The organism is Neisseria sp. 27098_8_158 (assembly GCF_041433145.1).
GTDB classification, from domain to species: Bacteria; Pseudomonadota; Gammaproteobacteria; order Burkholderiales; family Neisseriaceae; genus Neisseria; species Neisseria subflava_E.
Genome location: NZ_JAPWAZ010000001.1, coordinates 709,786 through 731,079, shown reverse-complemented (window position 1 = coordinate 731,079; position 21,294 = coordinate 709,786). Strand labels below are relative to the sequence as shown.

Sequence of the window (21,294 nt, the reverse complement as noted above, 5' to 3'; positions counted from 1 at the left end):
TTATATATTTACTAGAATCAGCATAAGGAGGATTTTGCAAAATCTTCTTGCTCACTCTACTTAAATATCTCCCCATTCCAATCCGAATCGCTGTAAATATTTCCTCAATCGGTCGCTGTCATTGACTTTTGCCCTTTCTGTTCGGGAGACGTTGAACAATGCACGGCCGGCGGCGGCCATGTTGGGATGTTTGCGGCATTCGTCGATGACGTGTTGCAGTTGTAGTTTATCGAACAAATCCAATGTGTCCCAATTGACTTTATCAGGGTAGTCTTGTGTTTTTTCAGACGGCCTTTTATGTAAGAGGCCGTCTGAAAAGGGTTCTTCCGACCATAACCATTTGAGGCGTTCGATTTCGGCTTGAACTTGTTCTACCTGTATCCTGCCTTGCGGTGCGAGTGTGGCCAGGCGCATGATACTGGCTGCTAAATCGCGGAAGTTGCCGCGCCACGGTGCTTGGTTGGAGTGGGCGAAGTCGAGGTAGGTGGCCAGGGCTTCTTTGTTGAAGCGGGTGGTTCGGCCGAGTTCTTGCGAGGCTAGGGCGAGCTGGTGTTCGACGTTGGGCTCGATGTCTTCGCGACGGTTGGCGAGTGCAGGTAGTGGGTAATTCCAGATATTAATGCGGGCGAACAGGTCTTCGCGGAAGCGTCCGGCGCGGATTTCGTGGCGTAGGTCGCGATTGGTGCCGGCGATGAGTTGGAAGTCGCTTTTGACTTCGCTGTCGCTGCCGACGGGATAAAAGTGTTTCTCTTCAATGGCTTTGAGTAACATGGCTTGCTCGTCTAAGCCCAATTCTCCGATTTCATCTAAAAACAATACGCCGCCGTCGGCAGTTTTCAGATAACCTTCACGTTTTTCTGCGGCGCCGGTAAAGGCGCCTTTTTTGTGGCCGAACAGGGCAGATGCTGCGCCGTCGCCGCGAAGGGTGGCGCAGTTTACATCGACAAATGTGCCTTTAATCAGATGGCGTGCTTTTTTCAATTCAAAAATCCTGCGTGCCAGCATAGATTTGCCTGCACCTGTGGGGCCAGAAAGAAGAATGGGGGAAGGGGAGTTGAGTGCGACCTGTTCGATTTCGGCAATCATGCGGTTGAAGGCGGCGTTTTGGGTGGAAATACCGCTTTTCAGGTAGCGCACTGCGTCGTCGCGTACGGCGGCAAGGCGTTCGGCCAGTACGTCGTAACGAGCCAAGTCCAAATCAATGATTTCATAACTGCCGACATTGCCGTCCTCCATGCTGCGTCTTTGATTTTTGGGCGGAGCGGTTTGTAACAGAACGCCGGGGATTTGACGTGATTCCACCAATAAGAACAGGCAGATTTGGGCAACGTGTGTACCTGTGGTGATGTGGGTGAGATACGTTTCTTCTTCTGTATCAAATGGATAGCTTGCTGCCCAATCGTGCAGTTTGGTATAAACCTCGGAGAAATCCCACGGGTTTGCCAGCTCCATAGGTACGAGATTGACGACTGTGTGCGGCGATACTTGCTGAATATCGGCTTTTACATGATCCGCCAGTTCGCGGTATTTCTCCGCATAAAACAGCTCCATACGGTCGAGATGAAAATCTTGACGCTGGTTCATGGCGACGTTTGGCCGCCATTTCAACCAACGGCCCTGACCGAAACCGCTATCCAATACCGTACCGAGAAAGCTGACGGCGATTTGTTTTTTAGGGTTGGTATTCATGTTTCAGACGGCCTTTAAATTATTTTTTCTAAGACAAATTTGCCGTTTACTTAACCGCAGGCGTTTGTCCCAATCATCGAATCGCATCATATATCCTTTTATATTTTATTTTCTATATAACTATCTATAAATATATTTTTTAGTATTCTACGCTTCTTGCTAATAAAAGCCACTTTAAAATATATTTTCTTTATATTCAATAAATTAAAAATTATTTTTATAAAAATTTTATTCTTGGCACGCTGTTGGCTATGTTGTGAATGTAACGATACGGCAGATGCTTCGGGAAATACAGTTACCGGAGAAAAATTTTCCGTAAATTTAGCTGCTGTGTGGTTACAGGGCGAATGCCAACAAGACTACATTTGGATTAACAGGTTCGAATCCTGTCTCGTCTGATAGACGTTGAACGTCTTGTTTATTTAGTCGCCCACCCTTTTTCAATATGGCAGGCAAATGCCTAGGGAAACTACAACATGGATATCCTTGTGTCGCAGGTTCGAGTCCTGTCTCTGTTATCCAAAATAGCAGAGTAGCTCAGTTGGTAGAGTAAAGGCATGTTTCCCTTAAAAACTTGTTGCGTGCCATATTATTTTTACGGCAGCAGGCGGATGCCCGGAGAGGCAACATTAACCTTTCACGTTAAAACCGTTTCTTTTCATGTTTATCCACTACGCTGCCACTCATTCGAGGCCGTCTGAAATATTCAGGCGGGCTGATATAAAAACTGTTTTTGGTGCAAACGGCAAATGCCGGAGGAATTACAGCCTGCTAAGCTCGAGGTCGCGGGTTCGAGTCCCGTCTCTGCCGCCAACTATGGCAGAGTAGCTCAGTGGATAGAGCGCGTAAAAATTTCTTCACTCTTTGTTGCCCAATGTACCACCCCTTATGGGCGAATGCCATTAGGATTACATTCCTTGTTTGCTACAAACCCGAATGATCCTAGTAAATCTAGTCGCCCTACGGCAGTAGGCGGATGCCCGGAAGAGAATACATTAGCTTTCAGTTAAAAACGCTTCTCTTCATCTTTAGCCGCCACACTGCCACCCATTCAAGGCCGTCTGAAAAACAAAGCTAAAACAAGTTCAGACGGCCTCAAACCAACAATATGAAAGAAAATGAAAATGGCTAATACTACCTTGTTTCAATCGATTAAAAACCGTTTTACTAAAACCGATACCCATAATGAAGCCGGCGGCATCGCCTACACGTTGACACCTAAACAACAGCTTGCCCAGCTTGCCGCTACCGGTTGTCTGAACAATACCTACTATGCCGATGCCCAAAGTCAGCTTGACCAAGTATTGAAGTTGGCAGAAAGCCTGGATGCCGAGTTTATCGCCAAAACTGCCGTATATGCCCGTCAAAAAGGTTTTATGAAAGATATGCCTGCGCTGTTACTTGCCGTGTTGGCGCAAAAAGACGTGAACATGCTCGCCCGCGTATTCGACCAAGTGGCGGACAACGGTAAAATGTTGCGTAACTTCGCTCAAATCATCCGCAGCGGCGCAGTCGGTAGAAAATCTTTCGGCAACCGTCCGAAAAAGCTGATGCAGACTTGGCTTTTGACTGCCACCGAAAAACAACTGTTGAACGCCGCTGTCGGAAATTCGCCGTCGCTGGCAGACGTAGTCAAAATGGTGCACCCCAAACCGCGTGAAGCATGGCGTGCCGCATGGTTTGCCTGGCTGATCGGCAAACCGTACGACCGCGAAGCATTGCCGCCCATTACCCGCGCTTTTGAAGACTACAAACAAAGCCACCAAGGCGCATTGCCCAACGTTCCTTTCCAAATGCTCACTGCGTTGGAATTGAACAGCGGCGACTGGGCGCAAATCGCCCACAACGGCTCATGGCAGCAGGTTCGTCAAAACCTGAACACTTTCCTGCGCCACGAAGTGTTTGCTAAAAGCAAAAACATCAAAATGGTGGCAGAAAAACTGCGTGACGAAACCGCCATTGCCCGCGCCCGAGTCCTGCCTTACCAATTGCTGACCGCGTATCAGGCAACATCTAATCAAATGCCGTCTGAAATCCGTGAAGCCCTGCAAGATGCGATGGAAACCGCCGTACAAAACGTACCGGCCATCCAAGGCAAAGTCGTGGTTTGTCCGGACGTTTCCGGCTCTATGCACAGCTCGGTTACAGGCTATCGCGGCAGCGCGACCAGCAAAACCCGCTGCATCGACATTGCCGCGCTCGTGTCCGCCGCCATGTTGCGTACGAATCCGCAAGCTCGCGTGATACCGTTTGAACAAATCACGGTAAACGTGAAGCTCAATCCGCGCGACAGCATCATGACCAACGCCGAAAAACTCGCCAATATCGGCGGTGGCGGAACGGCATGCAGCGCACCGCTTGCCATGTTGAACCGTGAAAAAGCCGACGTGGATTTGGTCGTCATCGTGTCAGACAATGAAAGTTGGGCAGATGACAACCAAGGATGGGGCGCAACAACCAGCCTGCTGAAAGAGTGGGACATTCTGAAACGACGTTGTCCAGAAGCCAAACTCGTTTGTCTGGATATCCAGCCCTACACCAAGGCTCAAGCACGAAACCGTCACGATATCTTGAACATCGGCGGCTTCTCCGACCAAGTATTCTCGCTGATTGGTTCCTTTGCCGAACGAGGCATGGGTACAGATTTCTGGGTAGAAGAGATTGAGAAAACGCCGTTGGCAGCTGTGAACTGAAGCTGAGGCCGTCTGAAAAAAGGGTGAAAATATTTTTCAGACGGCCTATTTATTCAGGGTAAGCTGAGAAAAAGAATAAGGAAACAAAATGCAAAAATTTATCTTAATCCGTGGTCATCAAGGTTCGGGAAAATCGACGTTTGCCGAACAAAAAGCTGCCGAATTTAAAGCGCAGTATCCGGATGCGGAAGTTGTCCGTATTGAAAATGATTTGTTCATTACCAATGAATACGGTGAATATCGTTGGTCGGGTGAAGCGGTGGATAAGGCGCAGAAGCGCGGTAATGCCTTGATGACTGAAACCTTGAGACTTGGACGCCAAAATCCAAATCGAAATATTCTGATCATTAATTCCAATACCAACCAAAAAGCTTCGCGTTGTCGTCATTTATTGGATCAGGCGGAGAAAAGCGGTTTTGAAACAGAGGTCTACCGACTGCACAATTTCTATCCCAACCTACACGGTGTGAAAGAGCATGATGTGTTGGCGGCTTATATCAAGTTGAACCAAAACCGCGTGGCAAACGAAATCCACGTCGATGCCGTGCAGCCCGCCAGCGCGGAGCAGTTGGAAAAAATCGAACAGATGCAGGCTATCGAGCATAAGCCGCTGCTGTTTGATGAGGCGCAGCAAACCTTTGTGACCGATCATTATCTGCAACACGGCAGCCGTAACTTTACTGCCAAAGCATCCAAGCGTTATCCTGAATTGCGCGTGTTGAAATACGCACGCAGCGTGTTCTATAACAACCGCTTTGATGATGCTTTGCTGGAAATGCGCGGTTTGATTATCGACGCGAATAATCGAATCATCGTGCGCCCGTTTAAAAAAGTGTTCAATTATTCGGAACGTATTGCCAAAGGCAGCCGTTATCCAATCCGCTTCGGCGACGAGCAATTGGTGAATGCGGTGGTAAAAGTAAACGGCTTCCTTGGTTGCTGCACTTTCGTCTCGCTTTCAGACGACCATCCGTCCCACGGCGCGGCGTTTGACGGCAAAGTGCTGTATTCGACCACCGGCTCGCTTGATAGCGCGTTTGCCGACATGACCGCTGCACACTGCGCGCAATACGAAACCTTGTTCCGTGCATATCCGAACCATACTTTTTTGTTTGAAATCACAGACGCGAAAGACGTACACATCATCCGCGAAGAATTGGGCGAAACCTTAATCGGCTGCATCGATGTAGCGACAGGCCGTCAGTTTACTGAAGCGGAATTGGACGAAATCGGCAAACAATACGGCGTTCGCCGTCCTGAAATGCTGAAAAACATCACGTTCGGCGAGCTGAAAGGCCGTCTGAAAAATGTGGAACACGAAGGCTTTATGGTATTTGATGCGCAAAACGGCGAAATGTTGTTCAAACTCAAATCGCCGTATTACCTGATTTCTAAGTTTTTAGGACGAAGCAACGAGGGCAATATCGGCCGTAAACTCGACAAACGCCATGTTGATGAAGAATTTTATCCTTTAATCGACTACATCCACGAGCATTGCGAAGCGTTCAACGCCATGCCTGAACTGGATAAGATTGCGTTTATTCAAGCATTCTTAAGACAACTGTAAGGTCGTCTGAAAAACGCCGAACGCTTGTGATAATATGACGGCGGCGGATGCTTTGTGTCATCCGCCCCTCATTCTTGCAAAAGGAAAAACGATGAAAAAAACCAATATCGTCAAAAAATTGATGCTTGCCGCCGTAATGCTCCTGTTGGCGGCACAGGTGGCGCAAGCTGCGGAGATGGCGTTCTTCGGTGAACTGCCCAAAGACTTCAAAATCGGCTATCAAACCAAACAAAACGGCATGGCAATGGTCGAGCTCATACCGCAAAAGCAGACACTCGACAACTGGACAAAAATGATCACCCTGCAATCCATGGCAGGCGCAAACCTGGGTGCAGAGGGATTCCGGAACAATATGGCAAACTTATGGCAGAATGCCTGTCCGAAAAGCAGCTTCAATCCCATAACTGAAGGCGAAGCAAACGGCTATTCCGCCACAGTGTGGCAGCTTACCTGCGAATACAACCCGCAAACCGGCAAACCCGAATACACTTGGTTCAAGGCCATACAAGGCGATGACAGCCTGTATGTGACACAATATGCCTTCCGCTACGCGCCGAACAAGAAAGAAAAACACAACGCTTTGGATCAGTTGCGCAAATTTACCGTTTGCGACAGCAGCGAACAACATCTTTGCAGCGAAAGCGGAAAATAAGCGTTTAAACGTTTTCAGATGACCTTGATGGCAAGGATAACAAGGTCGTCTGTTTAAAACCAAAATAATAATGTGCTTACGCCCCACACTCGAATGCCTCGATTTCGCCAACCTTAGGCGCATAACCGCTGCTTGTGTCGTGGCGCAAATCCAACCAAATATCGACCAATGCCCAAGCGGCCGGCGCGGCAATCACGTTTTGCCCCATACATAAAACTTGCGCGTTATAGTTTTCCACCGAGCCGCGGACAGTAAGCAAATCATGTGCTGTCGCCGCTCGTATGCCGCGCACTTTATTGGCGGCAATTGCCGTGCCCACGCCGGTGCCGCAAATCAATAGCGCACGGTCGGCGCGTCCTGCCGCGACTTCTTCGGCTGCGGCAAACGAGAGTTGCGGATAGCTTCCTTCTGGCGAGGATAAATCGACCAAGTTGCTGACGCGCGGGTCGTTTTGCAGATGCGCTTTGAGCGCGTCTTTCAATATTGCGCCGTTGGCCGGCGCGGCAATAACCAAACGCATAAAAACTCCTTGAAGCACACAATAAACATTCCTCAGCATACGCCCGCGCGTGATACGATTCAAGCCTGCAACGCAGAAAGCACGGTATGAGCAAAACCTACTTCACATCAGACCTACATTTCTCACATAAAAACATCGCTAAATTCTGCCCGCAATTTCGACCGTTCGATAACGTGGAGCAGATGGATGAATTTTTAATCCAAACGTGGAATGAAACCGTTACGCCTGAAGATACGGTGTACAACTTGGGCGATTTTTCCTTTGCCCAAGACTACAAGCAAATAGAGCGCGTTTTGTCGCATTTGAACGGGCAACATCACTTGATTTACGGCAATCATGATCATGTGATTCGGCAGCATGCCGATTTTTTCCGCAGTCAGACCAAGCATGACGGCCATCCGCTGCTGTCGTCCATACGGCCGTATTTGAAACTCAAATCGCCGGAAATTAAGAATACGCTGGTTCTCTTTCACTATCCGATTCAGGAATGGGACGGCTGCTATCTGGGCTGGTATCACTTGTACGGCCATTTGCATGACAGGGTGGCGGCAATTAAAGGGCGTGCTTTAAATGTCGGCTTCGATTTGCACGGCCGCTTTTTGACGGCGCAAGACGTAGATAAGTTTTTGTGTGATTTGCCTAAAATTTCGTATTTTGGCGAAGTTGGCTTGAAAGCCAAGTCGCCGGAAGAAGCGGCAGAGCTGGTGTCTCGGAAACTGGCGCAGTTAAATCAGGTATAATTTCAGACGGCCTTTGCGGATTTCCGGCAAAGGCCGTCTGAATATCAATTTCCCATTTTGAGTGATACATGGAAAACCTTTTGGCTTACTTACTACAAAAAATCAGCCTACCCAATCAAACCGGCAAGGACAAGTCATGAGCGGTAAGCCTTTGAAGTATCCTGTTTCCGCTTTGGTCGTTTTGCATGATAAAGACGGCAATATCCTGCTGATTGAACGCACGGCGCCGCAAGGTTTTTGGCAGTCGGTTACCGGCAGCCTGGAAGAGGGCGAGCGTATCGAAGAAACCGCATGGCGCGAAGTGTGGGAAGAAACCGGTATTCGCCTTGCAGACGGCCAGCTGGAAAACTGGCACGACAGCACCGTTTATGAAATCTATCATCACTGGCGCCATCGCTATCCCAAAGGCGTGTTTGAAAACCGCGAACACATCTTCTCCGCCCAAATTCCGCGCGATACGCCCATCGTCCTGCAACCGGACGAACACGTTGCCTACGGCTGGTTTGGTGCGGAAGAAGCAGCGGAAAAAGTGTTTTCCCCTTCCAATAAACGCGCAATTTTAGAATTGGTCAAAAGGCTGAATGCCAAAAAGGCCGTCTGAATACGACAGTTTCACATTTTCAGACGGCCTTGGGTTTGTTATACTTTCGCCGTTTGACTCTCTTTAAAATCAAAGGAAACCATCATGGCAGACTTCAACAAAATCCTGACCCCGGGCGACGTGGACGGCGTCATCATCAACGTTGTCAACGAAATCCCTGCGGGCAGCAACCACAAAATCGAATGGAACCGCAAACTGGCCGCTTTCCAACTCGACCGCGTTGAACCGGCAATTTTCGCCAAACCGACCAACTACGGCTTCATTCCGCAAACTTTGGACGAAGACGGCGACGAATTGGACGTATTGCTGGTTACCGAGCAGCCTTTGGCAACCGGTATTTTCCTGGAAGCACGCGTTATCGGCGTGATGAAATTCGTTGACGATGGCGAAGTGGACGACAAAATCGTCTGCGTTCCGGCCGACGACCGCAACAACGGCAACGCCTACAAAACTTTGGCCGATTTGCCGCAACAACTGATCAAACAAATCGAGTTCCACTTCAACCACTACAAAGACCTGAAAAAAGCAGGTACTACTAAAGTTGAATCTTGGGGCGATGTAGAAGAAGCGAAACAAGTCATCAAAGAATCTATCGAACGTTGGAACAAACAAGCCTAATCGGTTTGTCCCGTCCAATATCAAGGCCGTCTGAAAGCAAAGTTCAGACGGCCTTTTTATGTTTCAAACCAATATAACAAAATCGTCTTTAAAACAAACAAACCATTCTTTCTCATTTTCAGACGGCCTCATTAAAGTAATGCCTATATCAAAAATAAGGAGTGCTTCAATGACTGCTACCACAACCGACCCACGTGCCAAGCTGCCCGAGACGCCTTTGTCCGGCAACGAAGCCTTAAAAGAGCGCAGCGATTATCTGCACGGTACGATTAAGGAAGAGTTGAAAGACGATTTTACCGGCGGCTTTACTGCCGACAACTTTCAGCTTATCCGCTTCCACGGCATGTACGAACAAGACAACCGCGATATCCGTGCCGAGCGTACCGAACAAAAACTTGAACCCTTAAAAAACATGATGTTACGTTGCCGTTTGCCCGGCGGCATCATTACGCCGAAGCAGTGGCTGGGTATCGACAAATTTGCCGGTGAAAATACGATTTACGGCTCTATCCGCCTGACTAACCGTCAAACTTTCCAATACCACGGCATTCTGAAAACCGATTTAAAACAGGCACATCAGGCATTGCACAAACTAGGTCTCGATTCCATTGCCACAGCCAGCGATGTCAACCGCAATGTGTTGTGTACCAGCAATCCTGTGCAAAGCACGTTGCATCAAGAAGCCTATGAATGGGCGGCGCGCATCAGTATGCACCTCCTGCCGCGTACCATGGCATATGCCGATGTCTGGCTGGACGGCGAAAAAGTGTTCTCGACCGAGCCGACCGAGCCGCGCAATAAAGAAATTGCCGACGATGTAGAGCCGATTTTGGGTAAAACCTATTTGCCGCGCAAATTCAAAACTGCCGTCGTAATTCCGCCCGATAATGATGTGGACATTCATTCCAATGACTTGGGTTTCGTGGCGATTGCAGAAAACGGCAAGTTGGTGGGCTTCAATGTATTGGTCGGCGGCGGCTTATCCAGTGAACACGGCAATACTAAAACCTATCCGAACACTTCTTACGAATTTGGTTTCGTTCCGCTTGAATACACCCTCAATGCTGCCGAAGCTGTCGTTAGTACCCAGCGCGACTGGGGCAACCGCAGCGATCGCAAAGCTGCCCGTACACGCTATACGCTGCAACGCGTGGGCGTGGATGTGTTCAAAGAAGAAGTCGAAAGACGCATGGGCATTAAGTTTGAACCCATCCGCCCTTACGAGTTTACCCATCGTGGCGACCATATCGGCTGGGTACAAGGGCATGAAGGCAACTGGCATTTGACTTTGTTTATTGAAAACGGCCGCCTGCTCGATTATCCCGGTAGACCATTGAAAACAGGCATCCGCGAAATTGCCAAAATCCATCCCGGTGACTTCCGTCTGACGGCCAATCAAAATCTGGTGGTCGCCAATGTACCGCCGGAATTAAAAGATACGATTGATAAAATCGCCAAAGAACATGGATTAATCAGCAAATCGATTACCATCCAGCGTGAGAACTCGATGGCCTGCGTTGCCTTGCCGACTTGTCCGCTGGCGATGGCGGAGGCTGAGCGTTTCCTACCGACATTCTCCGATAAAATCGACGCAATGTTCGCTAAATATGGTTTGGAAGACGAATACATCGTTTTGCGCGTAACCGGTTGTCCCAACGGTTGCGGTCGCGCCATGCTGGCGGAAATCGGTTTGGTCGGTAAAGCCGTCGGACGCTACAACCTCTACGCAGGTGGCAACCGCGAAGGCACCCGCATTCCGCGCCTGTTTAAAGAAAACATTACTGAACCTGAAATCCTTGAAATTGTCGAAGGCTGGGTGGCAGATTGGTCTCGAAACCGTTTAGATGATGAAGGTTTTGGCGATTTTGCCATCCGTACCGGCATCGTCAAACCTGTATTGGACGCTCCGCGAGACTTCTGGGCATAATGCATACAACCAGATCCGCAAGTCTACAATAAGAAAATAGAGAAAACCAAAGGCCGTCTGAAAATCAGATTTTCAGACGGCCTTTTATATTGTGCGTATTTATATTAAAGATGGAATATAAACCGAATCAGCGACGGCGGCCAAAGCCCCGACCCATACTTGGGCGGCGGTAGTTGGAAGGCTGACGCGCGGTTTCGCGGTAACGCTGTTGCTGTTGAGCGTTTTGTTGCTGGGCACGCAGGGTGCGCGTATTCAGCTGTTGGCTGGTGCGTCTGTTTGGACGTGCGGTTTGATAATAGTTGGCACGGGCTTGACGTGCAATCGGGCTGTTTTGATTGCTTGCCTGTGTGAATTTGTTGGCCAATGCGTTGCCGATAAATGCACCGGCTGCCGCGCCCACCAAGCTTTGCAGCAGCCAGCTGCCGGTGGATTGGTCGTAGATATATTGTTGGCCGTCTGTACCGGTTACCGGTTGGCCGTTGTTGCCGTTGGCTTGTGCCTCGGCAGGAATGGTGTCTTTCACGGCTTCAGGTGTGAGCTGGTAAACCGTATTGTCTTCTTGTTGGCCGTTTTGTTGTGCCAACTGTTGTTGCAATGCTTCGATTTGTTTTTGTTGCTGCTCAAGCTGCGCTTGGGTATTGTCTTTGCAGGCAGCGAGGACAAAAGTGGAAAGGGCGGCTAAGGCAATCAGTTTTTTCATTGTTTTTCCTGAGAGAGGTTTGTCTTTGCCGAGATTTCGGCGGTGTGTGTTCGCCTAATATTAAACCATTTCCCTGTTTTTCAAGTAGTTTTACAAAATAATATTGGAAAGTTGCGCTGCAAATGCACGGCTGTTGGCAGCCAAATTGCCCAGTGCAGGCATTTCGTGTTCGGTTTCGATAATCAGCAGGTTGGCAGGGCGGCGGGTGTGCAAGGACATTTGCATTTCAGCGGGAGAGAAGGGCATGTGATGGCGTTTGGCGAAAGCTTCGGCGCGTTTGTTGGCGGTTTTGAGCATAGGCAGCAGGGTAATATCCAAATGGAAACGGCGTACACCCAAAACCAAAATACGCGCTGCGAAGAAATCTGCTTCATCAGTAAAAACGTTGGGGCTGCTTTGATTGAAGTCGTGGCGCTCTGCGGCAATTAAAGTCGCGATGGTGCGCACTTGCGGAATCAGGGCTTCGCTGATGAGGCTGTCAGGTGAATCAGGCAAAGTGTGCATGTTGAGCATGCTGTGGTGGCTGTTGCTGTCAACGACCATGCGGCAGGTGTGTAACATTTGGGTTTGGCTGTGGATTTTAGTTGAGGCAGTCATGGCTGTATTCCTTATTTCTTAAAAATGGGTGGATTTAAGCGGCCATGGTGGGTATAAAAAAAGCCGCTCAAATGAGGCGGCTCTAATTTGCGTATTTTCAATTTGGTCTGTTTCAGACAAGCGCAAAAAAGTACCGCACGTTTGTGTGGTACCAATAGAAGAAAGTAGCAGAGCGTTGCGCGGTTTGCATGATGAAAATACGTCTTTAATGTATAAAAGAATGGAACGTAGTTTAAAACAAGAATGCCAGTAATTTCAATATCCAATCGACAAAACCCACCAATAAATCTACAAGTTGTTGTAATCCTTTCAATTTATTTTCTTTCGAGTGAGTCAAATTTGCACAATTATAATGCAAAACCGGGTGAATTGATAACAATCCGAGCAGGCTCTTTAAAAAGGCCGTCTGAAAACTGAATTTCAGACGGCCTTTATTTTTGTTTATCCAATCAATAAACGTCGCGTTGGTAGCGTTTGTCTTCGCGCAGGTCGTTGAGGTAGTCTTCGGCTTCGTCACGGCTGAGTTTGCCTTGGGTTTCGATGACTTCGATCAGGGCGTTTTCGACATCACGCGCCATGCGTGTAGCGTCGCCGCAGACGTAGATGTGTGCGCCTTGTTGCAGCCAGTTCCAAACTTCGGCGGCGCGTTCGGTGATTTTGTGTTGGACATAGACTTTGTGTTCGCCTTGGCGGCTCCATGCGAGGTCGGCGCGGGTGAGGAGGCCGTCTTTGCGCCAATCGCTCCATTCGAGTTGGTAGAGGAAGTCGTCGGCCAGGCGTTGGTTGCCGAAGAAGAGCCAGTTTTTGCCGCTGTCACCATTGGCTGCGCGTTGTTGCATAAAGGAGCGGAAGGGGGCGACGCCTGTGCCTGCGCCGATCATGATGATGGGTGTATCGCCGTTTTGCGGCAGGCGGAAGTTGGGGTTGGGTTCGACAAAGACGCGGACTTCGCTGCCTTCTTCGAGGCGTTCGCCCAAGTAGCCGGATGCTGCGCCGGTGTAGGTGTGGTCATGGTGGTCGAAACGGACGACGCCGATGGTGAGGTGGACTTCTTCGCCGACTTCATCTTGTGCGGAGGCGATGGAGTAAAGGCGCGGGGTTTGTGGGCGGAATAGGCTGTATAGGGTTTGTGCGTCCAGTGGGTGCGGATAGGCGGCAAATACGCCTACGGGCGGTGTGGCGGCGAGGTAGGCATCCAGTTGGGCTTTATCTGCAACTATGGTTTTGAGTTCCTCGTTGTTTGTTAATTCGGCGTATTGTTGGACGAATGCCGGTGTGTTTTGGGTGATGTCTGCGGATTCGGTCAGGGCAGTGCGGATGTCGGTTTCGCGGCCGTCTGAAAGTTGGACGGTTTCGTTGCCGTTCAGTTGGTTGAGGTCGAGGATTTCTTGAACGAGGTCGGCGGCATTCAGCGGCCATACGCCGAGCGCATCGCCTGCCTGATAATGCAAACCTGAGCCGCTGAGGTCGATTTCGATGTGTTCGACGTCTTTTTCTGCGTCGCGCGAGGTGATTTTTTGGCGCACGGATAGGGTGGCTGTGTAGGGGTTTTCTTTGGTGTAGATGGTGTCGTTGTTTGGTGTTGCTGATCCGTTTGGTGCGGCGGTTGTACTTGGGCTTGCTGCTTGGGCGGCTAATTCGGCTACTTTGGGTGCGACGGCGGCAATCCATGCGTCGGCATCGGCTTGGAATTCTAAGTCACAAATGCCCAAGTCGTTCAGACGGCCTGCGCCCAGTTCGGCAAATTTGGCATCAAAGTCTTTGCCTGCTTGGCAGAAGTTGGGATAGGAGGAATCGCCAAGACCCAAGACGGCAAAGGTCAGTTTGCTGAGGTCGGGTTTCTTTTTGCCGTAGATGAATTTGTACAGGGGTAGGGCTTCTTCGGGTGGTTCGCCTTCGCCTTGGGTGGAGGTAACTAAAAGCATGATGTCTTCGTCGGGCAGGGTTTTGCTTTTGAAATCGCCTGCGCTGCTGAGGCGGGCTTCTACGCCGGCGGCTTGAAGTTTGGCGTGTAGGGATTCGGCAACGCTGCGGGCATTGCCGGTTTGGGAAGCAGAGAGAACTAATACGCGGCGGCTGACTGTCGGAGCGGCTGTTTGCAGGGCAGATGGTTCGGCTACTACACCGGATACGCCTTGGCTTTGCGCCCAGCAATAGCCGGAGAGCCAGGCAAGTTGGGTGGGGGATAGTGTGGAGAGTTGGACGGAGAGTTCGGGTGGAAGCGGATTGGCTTGGCTCATTTGGATTCCTTTGTTGGACGGCTATAACCGATTGTTTGAATAATGGACAGTCGCCACTTTAAACAGGCCGTCTGAAAAAAGGAAAGAATGCTTGGTTTTAATTTAAGATGATTTCGTTATATTCGGGAAGGTATTGGGCCGTCTAAACATACCTGCATACCTGTTCAGACGGCCTTGGATTGGATAGAAACAAGATTTTCAGTTTCCGCTGGAGAGTTTCATCACTACGACGCCGGAGATGATGAGAAATGCGCCGAGCCAGCGGCCGAAGTTGGCGGCATCGTTGAAAAATACAACGCCCACTAAAAACGCCCCTGCCGCGCCTATGCCTGTCCAGACGGCGTAGGCTGTACCCATCGGAATACTTTTTTGGGCAAGGTAAAGGAAGTATCCGCTGCCGACGATGCAGGCAAGCGCGGCGGCAAAGCCATGCCAGCGGTAGCCTTCCTGTTGTGCCAGCTTCAAGCCCAATGGCCAGCCGATTTCCAACATACCGGCTAAGATTAAATAAAACCAACTCATAATATGTCCTGATAGTGTGTTAAGGTTTCAGACGGCCTTGGAAAGATTGTTTTCTTCCGAGAGTTCAACGCGTTGTCCGATATCTTTTAGATTGGAGTATTGTTCGACCAAGCGCGGTACGTCGTCCAAGCTCATTGCAAACATCCATAAATAAGTGCTGACGGAATAGATATGGCCGGCGCTGCCATAACCTTTAAGCGTCATGTGTATAAAGGCGAAGCCAAACAATACGCTCATCGCCATGCCGATACTGAGATAGCCTAAGGCTTCGCGGTTGGAAATTAGCACGCGTAGTTTGGCAACCCAGCCATAGTGGCGGTAGAGCTGATGCTCGTTGCCGTCGCGGATAAGGTGGTTGTCGCGTTCAAGCCGGTTGTTTAAACGGAAATATAGGTTTTCGCTGATGGCGGCAAAACGCGGCAGCAACCATAAAAACAGGGCAAGTATCGCGACAGCCAATACGCCTACCCAAAATTCCAATATCAGCAACATCATACATGCACCGAAGATGGAGACCAGCGAAGTAGCAGCGATGGGCAGGTGTTCTTCAAAAAAGCTGACAAACTCGCGCGATAGGGCGACGCGTGCGGTAATGGCGGAATGCGGTACTTCTCGTTTGCGCTGTTCCAATACAACGGGGACGGAGATTTCGGTATAGATTTGGGTAAACGTACGCGTATCTGCTGCTCGGCGGGCGGCGCCGACCAGCCACATCAATAAAACCACCACACCATACAACATTGCCTGCCAGACTTTGCCTTCCATAACGGCATTAATCGCCCAGCCGCCAAATACGGGATATACCAGCAAGAGCAGATTATCCAAGCCGACGAGAGAGAAGGTTGTGATGAGTTTGCGGCGGTGTGTTTTGCCGATGTGTTTCAACATTTTCCACATGGTTTCCCTCCTTATTTAGTATTGAGGGTTTGCGCCATTAATTCGGCCAATGCGTCCAAATCGGCAAACAGTCGGGCTGCACGTTTTTCACCGAAGGCGGTAAAAATTCGTTTGCTGAATTCCTGCATGTTTTGCACCAATGGTGCGGCAGATTCCTTGCCTTGCTCGGTCAGCGACAATAAGCGTTCGCGTTTGTCTTGTTCGCTTTCGTGAAATGTCAGCAAGCCTTGTTCCGCCAGCGTTTTGCATGTGCCGGAAACGGTTTGCTTGGGCAGGCTCCATTCTTCGCCTATGTATTTTTGAGTGCAGCTGCCTTCGGTGGCTAAGGTGTAGAGAACGGCGAAGGTATTGTAGTTGGTGTTTTGCTGTTTAATCCATTGGTCAAATGCGCTGTCTATGTGGCTAATGCGCATACCGAGTTGATCGAGCTGATTCATAAATTGGTCTCAATATTGACTAATTGGGTGCGGATTATAGTCATGTTTAGGACTAATCGCAAATAGAAGGCCGTCTGAAACAATCATTTTCAGACGGCCTTGAAACCGTTAAAATAATTAATGTAGAAACGATATTTTCAAACTACGATAAACCTAATAAAACCATCTTCAGCACATACGCCATGATTCATTTCTTATCTCAAAACATTTCATCTAAACAAGCCACTGCCATCGGGCTGCTTGCCGTTGCTTTGTGGAGCTTCGTTATTTCTCTGATACGCTCTTTGAGCCTGCATATGGGGGCAGTGGGCGGCGCGGCAATGATGTACACACTATCCACCGTATTGATTTGGCTGATTTTCGGCCGACCGCATTTGCGCAATTACAACCGCAGCTATCTGTTTTGGGCGAGTGTGTTTTTTGTCGGCTGCGAACTGTGTTTGTCGCTCTCGGTCGGTTTTGCGCAAAACGCGAGACAGGCGGTGGAAATCGGCATGGTGAATTATTTGTGGCCGACGTTTACCATCGTCGGAGCGGTATATTTCAACAAACAGCCGTCAAAATGGTGGATAGTCATCGGCTTTGTGCTGTCGTTTTTAGGGATTGCCACTGTACTGGGCGGCGATGTCGGTTTGTCGATTTCCGGCATTTACCACAATGTCCGTACCAATCCCGGCGGCTACATCATGGCATTTGCGGACGCAGTGTTTTGGGCGGCATATTGTACGCTGACGGCGCGTGTGAAAGCGGAAGGCAGCAGTGTCGGTTTTTTCTTTGCGTTGGTGTCGATACTGTTGTGGATAGAGTATTTTCTCAGCGGCGCGGATACGTTGAGTTTTGATTCCGTATCGCTCGGCTATGCCGTTGCCGCCGCGTCTTGTATGGGCTTGGGCTATGCAGTGTGGAATATCGGTATTTCGCGCGGCAATCTGACTGTATTGGCGGGCGCATCTTATTTCATTCCGGTATTGTCTGCAGTGGTGTCATCGTTTTTGATTAGTGCGCCTTTGTCCATGACGTTTTGGCAGGGTGCGGGAATGGTGTGTTTAGGATCGATTGTGTGTTGGTTGGCAACCCGGAGAAAACAGATGGTGTGAGGCAACATCCCATAGCTTTGCGATATAACGAAAACAGCTTTTTTAACAACCAAACATTCTTTCCCATTTTCAGACGGCCTGTTTAAAGTAGCAGTCAGTTTGAGAAATCACGAGAAATGGGAAAGAATCATGACTGCAGCTTCCGCTCCGCTTTTACGCTTCATTACCGCCGGCAGTGTCGATGACGGCAAATCCACCCTCATCGGCCGCCTGCTCTACGACAGCAAAACCTTACTGACCGACCAGCTTGACAAGCTCAACCGCGCTGCTGAAAACGGCGAAACGCCCGACTTCGCCAGCCTGACAGACGGCCTTGCCGCCGAGCGCGAACAAGGCATTACCATTGACGTGGCCTACCGTTATTTCGCCACGCCCAAACGCAAATTCATCATTGCCGATACGCCGGGACATGAGCAATACACGCGTAATATGGTTACCGGCGCATCGACTGCCGATGCCGCCATTATTTTGGTTGATGCCACACGTGTCGATTTTTCAGGTAATGAGCCTGTCCTCCTGCCGCAGACCAAACGCCACAGCGCGATTTTGAAGCTCTTGGGCTGCCCCAATATCATCGTCGCCGTCAACAAACTCGACCTGCTCGACTTTGACGAAGCCAAATATCAAGCCATTACCGAAGCCTACCGCAAACTGGCGGAACAAATCGGCCTCCAAGCACAAATCCACTTCCTGCCCATCAGCGCCTTGAAAGGCGACAATATCGTCAATGCAAGCAGTCAAACCCCGTGGTATCAAGGTTTGCCGCTTTTGCCTTTGCTTGAAAGCCTGCCTGTCAACCGTCAAAATGCCGCTGACCAAGCCGCGTACTTTCCCGTACAACGCGTGGCGCGCCAAGACGGCAGCAGCAGTGACGACTTCCGCGGCTATCAAGGCAGATTGGAAGCAGGCTGTCTGAAAGTGGGCGATGAAGTTAAAGTTTTGCCCAGCGGCCATGTTGCCAAAGTTGCCGAAATCTATAATGCAAACGGTAAAACCGAATCTGCCGAGGCAGGGGAAGTGTTGACTGTCGTTTTGGATACCGACATCGATATTTCACGCGGCAACAGCATTGTTTTAGCCGACAGCGCCATTGTTCCCGAACAACAATTTCAAGCCGCGCTTTGCTGGTTTGACGATATTCCGCTCAATCTGCGCCGCAAATATTTGCTGAAACACACTACCCAAACCACGCCCGTAAAAATCAGCGAAATTGCCTACGTTTGGGACGTGAACACCCTCAGCCGCGTCGAATCCGCCGAAACGCTCAAGCTCAACGATATCGGCAGCGTCAGTTTCAAAACCCAACAGCCTCTTGCCGCTGCCGCATACGAAGACAACCATGCACAAGGCGCGTTTATTTTGATTGACGAAGCCACCAACCATACTGTCGCAGCAGGCATGATACGCAAAGTCAGTGAAACAAACAGTTTTGAAATTTAAAAGAAAAGTTGCAATAAAAAAAGGCCGTCTGAAGTTTCAGACGGCCTGTTATTTTATCCAAGGCGAAATGCTTATGCGCCGTAAACCGGATATTTATTGCACAAAGCAGTCACTTGTTCGCGGACTTTGGCGAGGTTGGCTTCGTCTTCAGGATTGGCTAATACGTCAGCAACCAAGTTTGCCAATACGCGTGCGTCAGCTTCGTTAAAGCCGCGTGTGGTCATGGCGGCGGAGCCGATGCGGATACCGGAGGTAACAAATGGTTTTTCCGGATCGTTCGGGATGGCATTTTTGTTGACGGTGATGTGAGCTTTGCCCAAAGCGGCTTCGGCGGCTTTGCCGGTGATTTTCATCGGTTGCAGGTCAACGAGGAAAACGTGGCTTTCGGTACGGCCGGAAACGATGCGCAAACCGCGTTTAACCAACTCTTCCGCCATGGCGGCAGCATTGATTTTCACTTGTTTTGCGTATTGTTTGAACTCAGGTTGCAACGCTTCTTTAAACGCTACGGCTTTGGCGGCGATAACGTGCATCAACGGACCGCCTTGCAGGCTTGGGAAGATGGCGGAATTCAACGCTTTTTCGTGGGTATTGTCACGGCACAAAATCACACCGCCGCGAGGGCCGCGTAGGGTTTTGTGGGTGGTGGTGGTTACGAAGTCGCAGAATGGCACCGGGTTAGGATATTCGCCACCGGCAATCAGGCCGGCATAGTGCGCCATATCGACAAAGAGGTATGCACCGACTTTATCGGCGATTTCACGGAATTTTGCCCAGTCGATTTGCAACGCGTAGGCAGATGCACCGGCCACAATCATTTTAGGTTTATGTTCAAGAGCCAAGCGTTCTACTTCGGCATAATCGAGAACTTCGTTTTCATCCAAACCATAAGTAATGGCGTTGTAGAGTTTGCCGGAGATGTTAACGCTTGCACCGTGGGTCAAGTGGCCGCCGTGTGCCAGAGACATGCCCAAAATGGTGTCGCCCGGTTTCAAAACAGAAGCGTACACGGCTTGGTTGGCTTGGGAGCCGGAGTGCGGTTGGACATTGACATATTCTGCGCCGAACAACTCTTTAGCGCGGTCAATCGCCAATTGTTCGACAATATCAACGTATTCACAGCCGCCGTAATAGCGTTTGCCAGGATAGCCTTCAGCGTATTTGTTGGTCAATTGTGAACCTTGGGCTTCCATAACGGCACAGCTGACGTAGTTTTCAGAGGCGATCAGCTCGACGTGGTCTTGCTGGCGCTTGTCTTCTTGGGCGATGGCTGCTGCCAAATCGGGGTCATATTGTGCGAGGGTAACGCTTTTTGAAAACATGTTCTCGATTCCTTTGTGATGGGCTGAAAATATAGGATGGAGTGCTGCGAATTGGTTCAAGATGAACTATTTTTCTTGCATTGTCAACAATTGTGTCGGGCGTTTGGTTTCAGATGGCCTGAGATTGAAGGGTTTATTTGAAAATATCATCTTGTTTTAAATGAAAATCCATTTTTTCCAGAAGTGCGACCAAATCGGCTTCGGCTTGGGCGGCTTTAAGATTTTTTGCCAGTTCTACTAAGGCTACTGCATTTAATCGTTCTTTCTCCAGCCGTAGGGCTTCTTCGCTGAAGATTTTGATATTGTCTGCCGATTCGGCGGTATCTATTTTTTCAAATGGATAAAATGATTCTTCGTGCACGGCCAAACCGTCGGGTAAGGGGGCAGCATGGTTGAAATCGGCATCATTGACCGGCATCCATGAAGGATGGTTTTCAAGCAGGATAAATTGTCCGTCCATGCCGTTGATATGACGGAATAGGGTGGTTCGGCCATTATGTAAACGCATAAGCCCGATTGTATGCCCAAGTTGGTAAACCGTCTAGAAACCTGTTTTTTTCCATTGGGACAATGGCTAATGGTGATATTATTAATTTTGACATAAAACAGTTTCGGCTTAAAAAAGACTGGATAAAACGCCCGTGTTTGTTATAATGAAGCTAAAGATTAATTCGTCCTAGTTTTTGGCAGCAGTACTTTTTTATTTAATTAACAAGAGAGGAAAACAAAATGTTTCCAGAATATCGCGATCTGATTTCTAAACTGAAACAAGAGGATGCACACTTTGCCCGTTTGTTTGAGGAGCACAACGAGCTGGACGATAAAATCACCGGTTTGGTTAACAACCCTGTTACCAGCGGTGCCGAAGAGATTGAAGAGCTGAAAAAAGCCAAACTCAAACTCAAAGACGAATTGTATGCCCTTTTGCAAAAAGCAGCAGGCAAATAATTAAAAATTGAATAAGGCCGTCTGAACGGTATGATAGGAATCTTGGATTTCGTTTCATACTGGTTCAGACGGCCTTTTTAGTTGTTT

At 49.4% G+C, this 21,294-nt stretch carries 20 protein-coding genes; 10 read left to right on the top strand and 10 right to left on the bottom strand.

Translation table 11 applies throughout. The annotated features are described in order from the left end of the window. Positions 1–60: 60 nt before the first annotated feature. Positions 61–1,689: an RNA repair transcriptional activator RtcR gene (rtcR, locus tag O3681_RS03515; protein ID WP_371459291.1), complete on the bottom strand. Its 1,629-nt coding sequence runs from the start codon at positions 1,687–1,689 to the stop codon at positions 61–63. Positions 1,690–2,807: 1,118 nt separating this feature from the next. Here rtcR and O3681_RS03510 point away from each other — a divergent pair. The 3 genes from O3681_RS03510 (at position 2,808) to O3681_RS03500 (ending at position 6,601) form a co-directional block, all read left to right on the top strand. Beyond that, on the top strand, positions 2,808–4,382 hold the full coding sequence (locus tag O3681_RS03510; RefSeq protein WP_371459290.1) for an RNA-binding protein: 1,575 nt from the start codon (positions 2,808–2,810) through the stop codon (positions 4,380–4,382). An 88-nt stretch (positions 4,383–4,470) separates the two neighbouring features. Beyond that, positions 4,471–5,949 (top strand): RNA ligase, encoded by a 1,479-nt coding sequence (locus O3681_RS03505; protein ID WP_371459289.1) that lies wholly within the window; start codon positions 4,471–4,473, stop codon positions 5,947–5,949. Positions 5,950–6,040: 91 nt separating this feature from the next. After that, a complete protein-coding gene (locus O3681_RS03500) occupies positions 6,041–6,601 on the top strand; it encodes a hypothetical protein (RefSeq protein WP_371459288.1) in 561 nt (186 codons plus the stop codon). Positions 6,602–6,677: 76 nt separating this feature from the next. On the opposite strand, the gene O3681_RS03495 is transcribed toward O3681_RS03500, so the two are convergent. Then, a complete protein-coding gene (locus O3681_RS03495; RefSeq protein ID WP_371459287.1) occupies positions 6,678–7,121 on the bottom strand; it encodes an RpiB/LacA/LacB family sugar-phosphate isomerase in 444 nt (147 codons plus the stop codon). Positions 7,122–7,207: 86 nt separating this feature from the next. Here O3681_RS03495 and O3681_RS03490 point away from each other — a divergent pair, with 86 nt between their 5' ends. From O3681_RS03490 to cysI, 4 genes are all read left to right on the top strand, one after another. Beyond that, positions 7,208–7,861 carry a phosphoesterase gene (locus O3681_RS03490; RefSeq protein ID WP_371459286.1) on the top strand — a complete coding sequence of 218 codons (654 nt, stop codon included), beginning with the start codon at positions 7,208–7,210 and terminating at the stop codon, positions 7,859–7,861. Positions 7,862–7,997: 136 nt separating this feature from the next. Next, positions 7,998–8,462 carry a dihydroneopterin triphosphate diphosphatase gene (nudB, locus tag O3681_RS03485; protein ID WP_070838221.1) on the top strand — a complete coding sequence of 155 codons (465 nt, stop codon included), beginning with the start codon at positions 7,998–8,000 and terminating at the stop codon, positions 8,460–8,462. Positions 8,463–8,546: 84 nt separating this feature from the next. Further along, positions 8,547–9,080 carry an inorganic diphosphatase gene (locus O3681_RS03480; RefSeq protein WP_371459285.1) on the top strand — a complete coding sequence of 178 codons (534 nt, stop codon included), beginning with the start codon at positions 8,547–8,549 and terminating at the stop codon, positions 9,078–9,080. 169 nt (positions 9,081–9,249) lie between these two features. After that, the gene (cysI, locus tag O3681_RS03475) at positions 9,250–11,007 is read left to right on the top strand and encodes an assimilatory sulfite reductase (NADPH) hemoprotein subunit (RefSeq protein ID WP_371459284.1); all 1,758 of its coding nucleotides are present in this window, start codon (positions 9,250–9,252) and stop codon (positions 11,005–11,007) included. 127 nt (positions 11,008–11,134) lie between these two features. Here cysI and O3681_RS03470 read toward each other — a convergent pair whose 3' ends face one another. The 6 genes from O3681_RS03470 to O3681_RS03445 form a co-directional block, all read right to left on the bottom strand. After that, a complete protein-coding gene (locus O3681_RS03470; protein ID WP_371459283.1) occupies positions 11,135–11,707 on the bottom strand; it encodes a hypothetical protein in 573 nt (190 codons plus the stop codon). A gap of 90 nt (positions 11,708–11,797) precedes the next feature. Then, on the bottom strand, positions 11,798–12,304 hold the full coding sequence (locus O3681_RS03465; protein ID WP_003685697.1) for a hypothetical protein: 507 nt from the start codon (positions 12,302–12,304) through the stop codon (positions 11,798–11,800). A gap of 449 nt (positions 12,305–12,753) precedes the next feature. After that, positions 12,754–14,544 (bottom strand): assimilatory sulfite reductase (NADPH) flavoprotein subunit, encoded by a 1,791-nt coding sequence (locus tag O3681_RS03460; protein ID WP_371459282.1) that lies wholly within the window; start codon positions 14,542–14,544, stop codon positions 12,754–12,756. 198 nt (positions 14,545–14,742) lie between these two features. Continuing rightward, entirely contained in the window at positions 14,743–15,066 is a 324-nt protein-coding gene (locus O3681_RS03455) for a multidrug efflux SMR transporter (RefSeq protein ID WP_004520006.1), read from the bottom strand. 27 nt (positions 15,067–15,093) lie between these two features. Continuing rightward, complete coding sequence (locus O3681_RS03450; RefSeq protein ID WP_371459281.1) at positions 15,094–15,963, bottom strand: ABC transporter six-transmembrane domain-containing protein; 870 nt, start codon at positions 15,961–15,963, stop codon at positions 15,094–15,096. A gap of 11 nt (positions 15,964–15,974) precedes the next feature. Beyond that, positions 15,975–16,400, bottom strand: coding sequence for a MarR family winged helix-turn-helix transcriptional regulator (locus O3681_RS03445; RefSeq protein ID WP_371459280.1), 426 nt, complete (start codon positions 16,398–16,400; stop codon positions 15,975–15,977). Positions 16,401–16,582: 182 nt separating this feature from the next. Between O3681_RS03445 and yddG the strand changes: the two genes are divergently transcribed. Both yddG and O3681_RS03435 read left to right on the top strand, forming a co-directional pair. Continuing rightward, a complete protein-coding gene (gene yddG, locus O3681_RS03440; protein ID WP_049344252.1) occupies positions 16,583–17,497 on the top strand; it encodes an aromatic amino acid DMT transporter YddG in 915 nt (304 codons plus the stop codon). Between the two features lie 129 nt (positions 17,498–17,626). Then, a complete protein-coding gene (locus O3681_RS03435; protein WP_101755150.1) occupies positions 17,627–18,937 on the top strand; it encodes a sulfate adenylyltransferase subunit 1 in 1,311 nt (436 codons plus the stop codon). 71 nt (positions 18,938–19,008) lie between these two features. Here the strand turns inward: O3681_RS03435 and glyA are convergent, their stop codons facing one another. Next, positions 19,009–20,259 carry a serine hydroxymethyltransferase gene (gene glyA, locus O3681_RS03430; protein WP_070714100.1) on the bottom strand — a complete coding sequence of 417 codons (1,251 nt, stop codon included), beginning with the start codon at positions 20,257–20,259 and terminating at the stop codon, positions 19,009–19,011. A gap of 133 nt (positions 20,260–20,392) precedes the next feature. Next, positions 20,393–20,767, bottom strand: coding sequence for a hypothetical protein (locus O3681_RS03425; protein WP_128582513.1), 375 nt, complete (start codon positions 20,765–20,767; stop codon positions 20,393–20,395). 221 nt (positions 20,768–20,988) lie between these two features. Between O3681_RS03425 and O3681_RS03420 the strand changes: the two genes are divergently transcribed. Then, the gene (locus O3681_RS03420; RefSeq protein ID WP_128582514.1) at positions 20,989–21,207 is read left to right on the top strand and encodes a YdcH family protein; all 219 of its coding nucleotides are present in this window, start codon (positions 20,989–20,991) and stop codon (positions 21,205–21,207) included. The last annotated feature ends 87 nt before the right edge of the window (positions 21,208–21,294 follow it).

What these genes read in the sequence shown, in the direction of transcription:
- rtcR (WP_371459291.1), bottom strand. Translation starts at nt 1,689, where the DNA reads ATGAATACCAACCCTAAAAAACAAATCGCCGTCAGCTTTCTCGGTACG.
- O3681_RS03510 (WP_371459290.1), top strand. Translation starts at nt 2,808, where the DNA reads ATGAAAATGGCTAATACTACCTTGTTTCAATCGATTAAAAACCGTTTT.
- O3681_RS03505 (WP_371459289.1), top strand. Translation starts at nt 4,471, where the DNA reads ATGCAAAAATTTATCTTAATCCGTGGTCATCAAGGTTCGGGAAAATCG.
- O3681_RS03500 (WP_371459288.1), top strand. Translation starts at nt 6,041, where the DNA reads ATGAAAAAAACCAATATCGTCAAAAAATTGATGCTTGCCGCCGTAATG.
- O3681_RS03495 (WP_371459287.1), bottom strand. Translation starts at nt 7,121, where the DNA reads ATGCGTTTGGTTATTGCCGCGCCGGCCAACGGCGCAATATTGAAAGAC.
- O3681_RS03490 (WP_371459286.1), top strand. Translation starts at nt 7,208, where the DNA reads ATGAGCAAAACCTACTTCACATCAGACCTACATTTCTCACATAAAAAC.
- nudB (WP_070838221.1), top strand. Translation starts at nt 7,998, where the DNA reads ATGAGCGGTAAGCCTTTGAAGTATCCTGTTTCCGCTTTGGTCGTTTTG.
- O3681_RS03480 (WP_371459285.1), top strand. Translation starts at nt 8,547, where the DNA reads ATGGCAGACTTCAACAAAATCCTGACCCCGGGCGACGTGGACGGCGTC.
- cysI (WP_371459284.1), top strand. Translation starts at nt 9,250, where the DNA reads ATGACTGCTACCACAACCGACCCACGTGCCAAGCTGCCCGAGACGCCT.
- O3681_RS03470 (WP_371459283.1), bottom strand. Translation starts at nt 11,707, where the DNA reads ATGAAAAAACTGATTGCCTTAGCCGCCCTTTCCACTTTTGTCCTCGCT.
- O3681_RS03465 (WP_003685697.1), bottom strand. Translation starts at nt 12,304, where the DNA reads ATGACTGCCTCAACTAAAATCCACAGCCAAACCCAAATGTTACACACC.
- O3681_RS03460 (WP_371459282.1), bottom strand. Translation starts at nt 14,544, where the DNA reads ATGAGCCAAGCCAATCCGCTTCCACCCGAACTCTCCGTCCAACTCTCC.
- O3681_RS03455 (WP_004520006.1), bottom strand. Translation starts at nt 15,066, where the DNA reads ATGAGTTGGTTTTATTTAATCTTAGCCGGTATGTTGGAAATCGGCTGG.
- O3681_RS03450 (WP_371459281.1), bottom strand. Translation starts at nt 15,963, where the DNA reads ATGTGGAAAATGTTGAAACACATCGGCAAAACACACCGCCGCAAACTC.
- O3681_RS03445 (WP_371459280.1), bottom strand. Translation starts at nt 16,400, where the DNA reads ATGAATCAGCTCGATCAACTCGGTATGCGCATTAGCCACATAGACAGC.
- yddG (WP_049344252.1), top strand. Translation starts at nt 16,583, where the DNA reads ATGATTCATTTCTTATCTCAAAACATTTCATCTAAACAAGCCACTGCC.
- O3681_RS03435 (WP_101755150.1), top strand. Translation starts at nt 17,627, where the DNA reads ATGACTGCAGCTTCCGCTCCGCTTTTACGCTTCATTACCGCCGGCAGT.
- glyA (WP_070714100.1), bottom strand. Translation starts at nt 20,259, where the DNA reads ATGTTTTCAAAAAGCGTTACCCTCGCACAATATGACCCCGATTTGGCA.
- O3681_RS03425 (WP_128582513.1), bottom strand. Translation starts at nt 20,767, where the DNA reads ATGCGTTTACATAATGGCCGAACCACCCTATTCCGTCATATCAACGGC.
- O3681_RS03420 (WP_128582514.1), top strand. Translation starts at nt 20,989, where the DNA reads ATGTTTCCAGAATATCGCGATCTGATTTCTAAACTGAAACAAGAGGAT.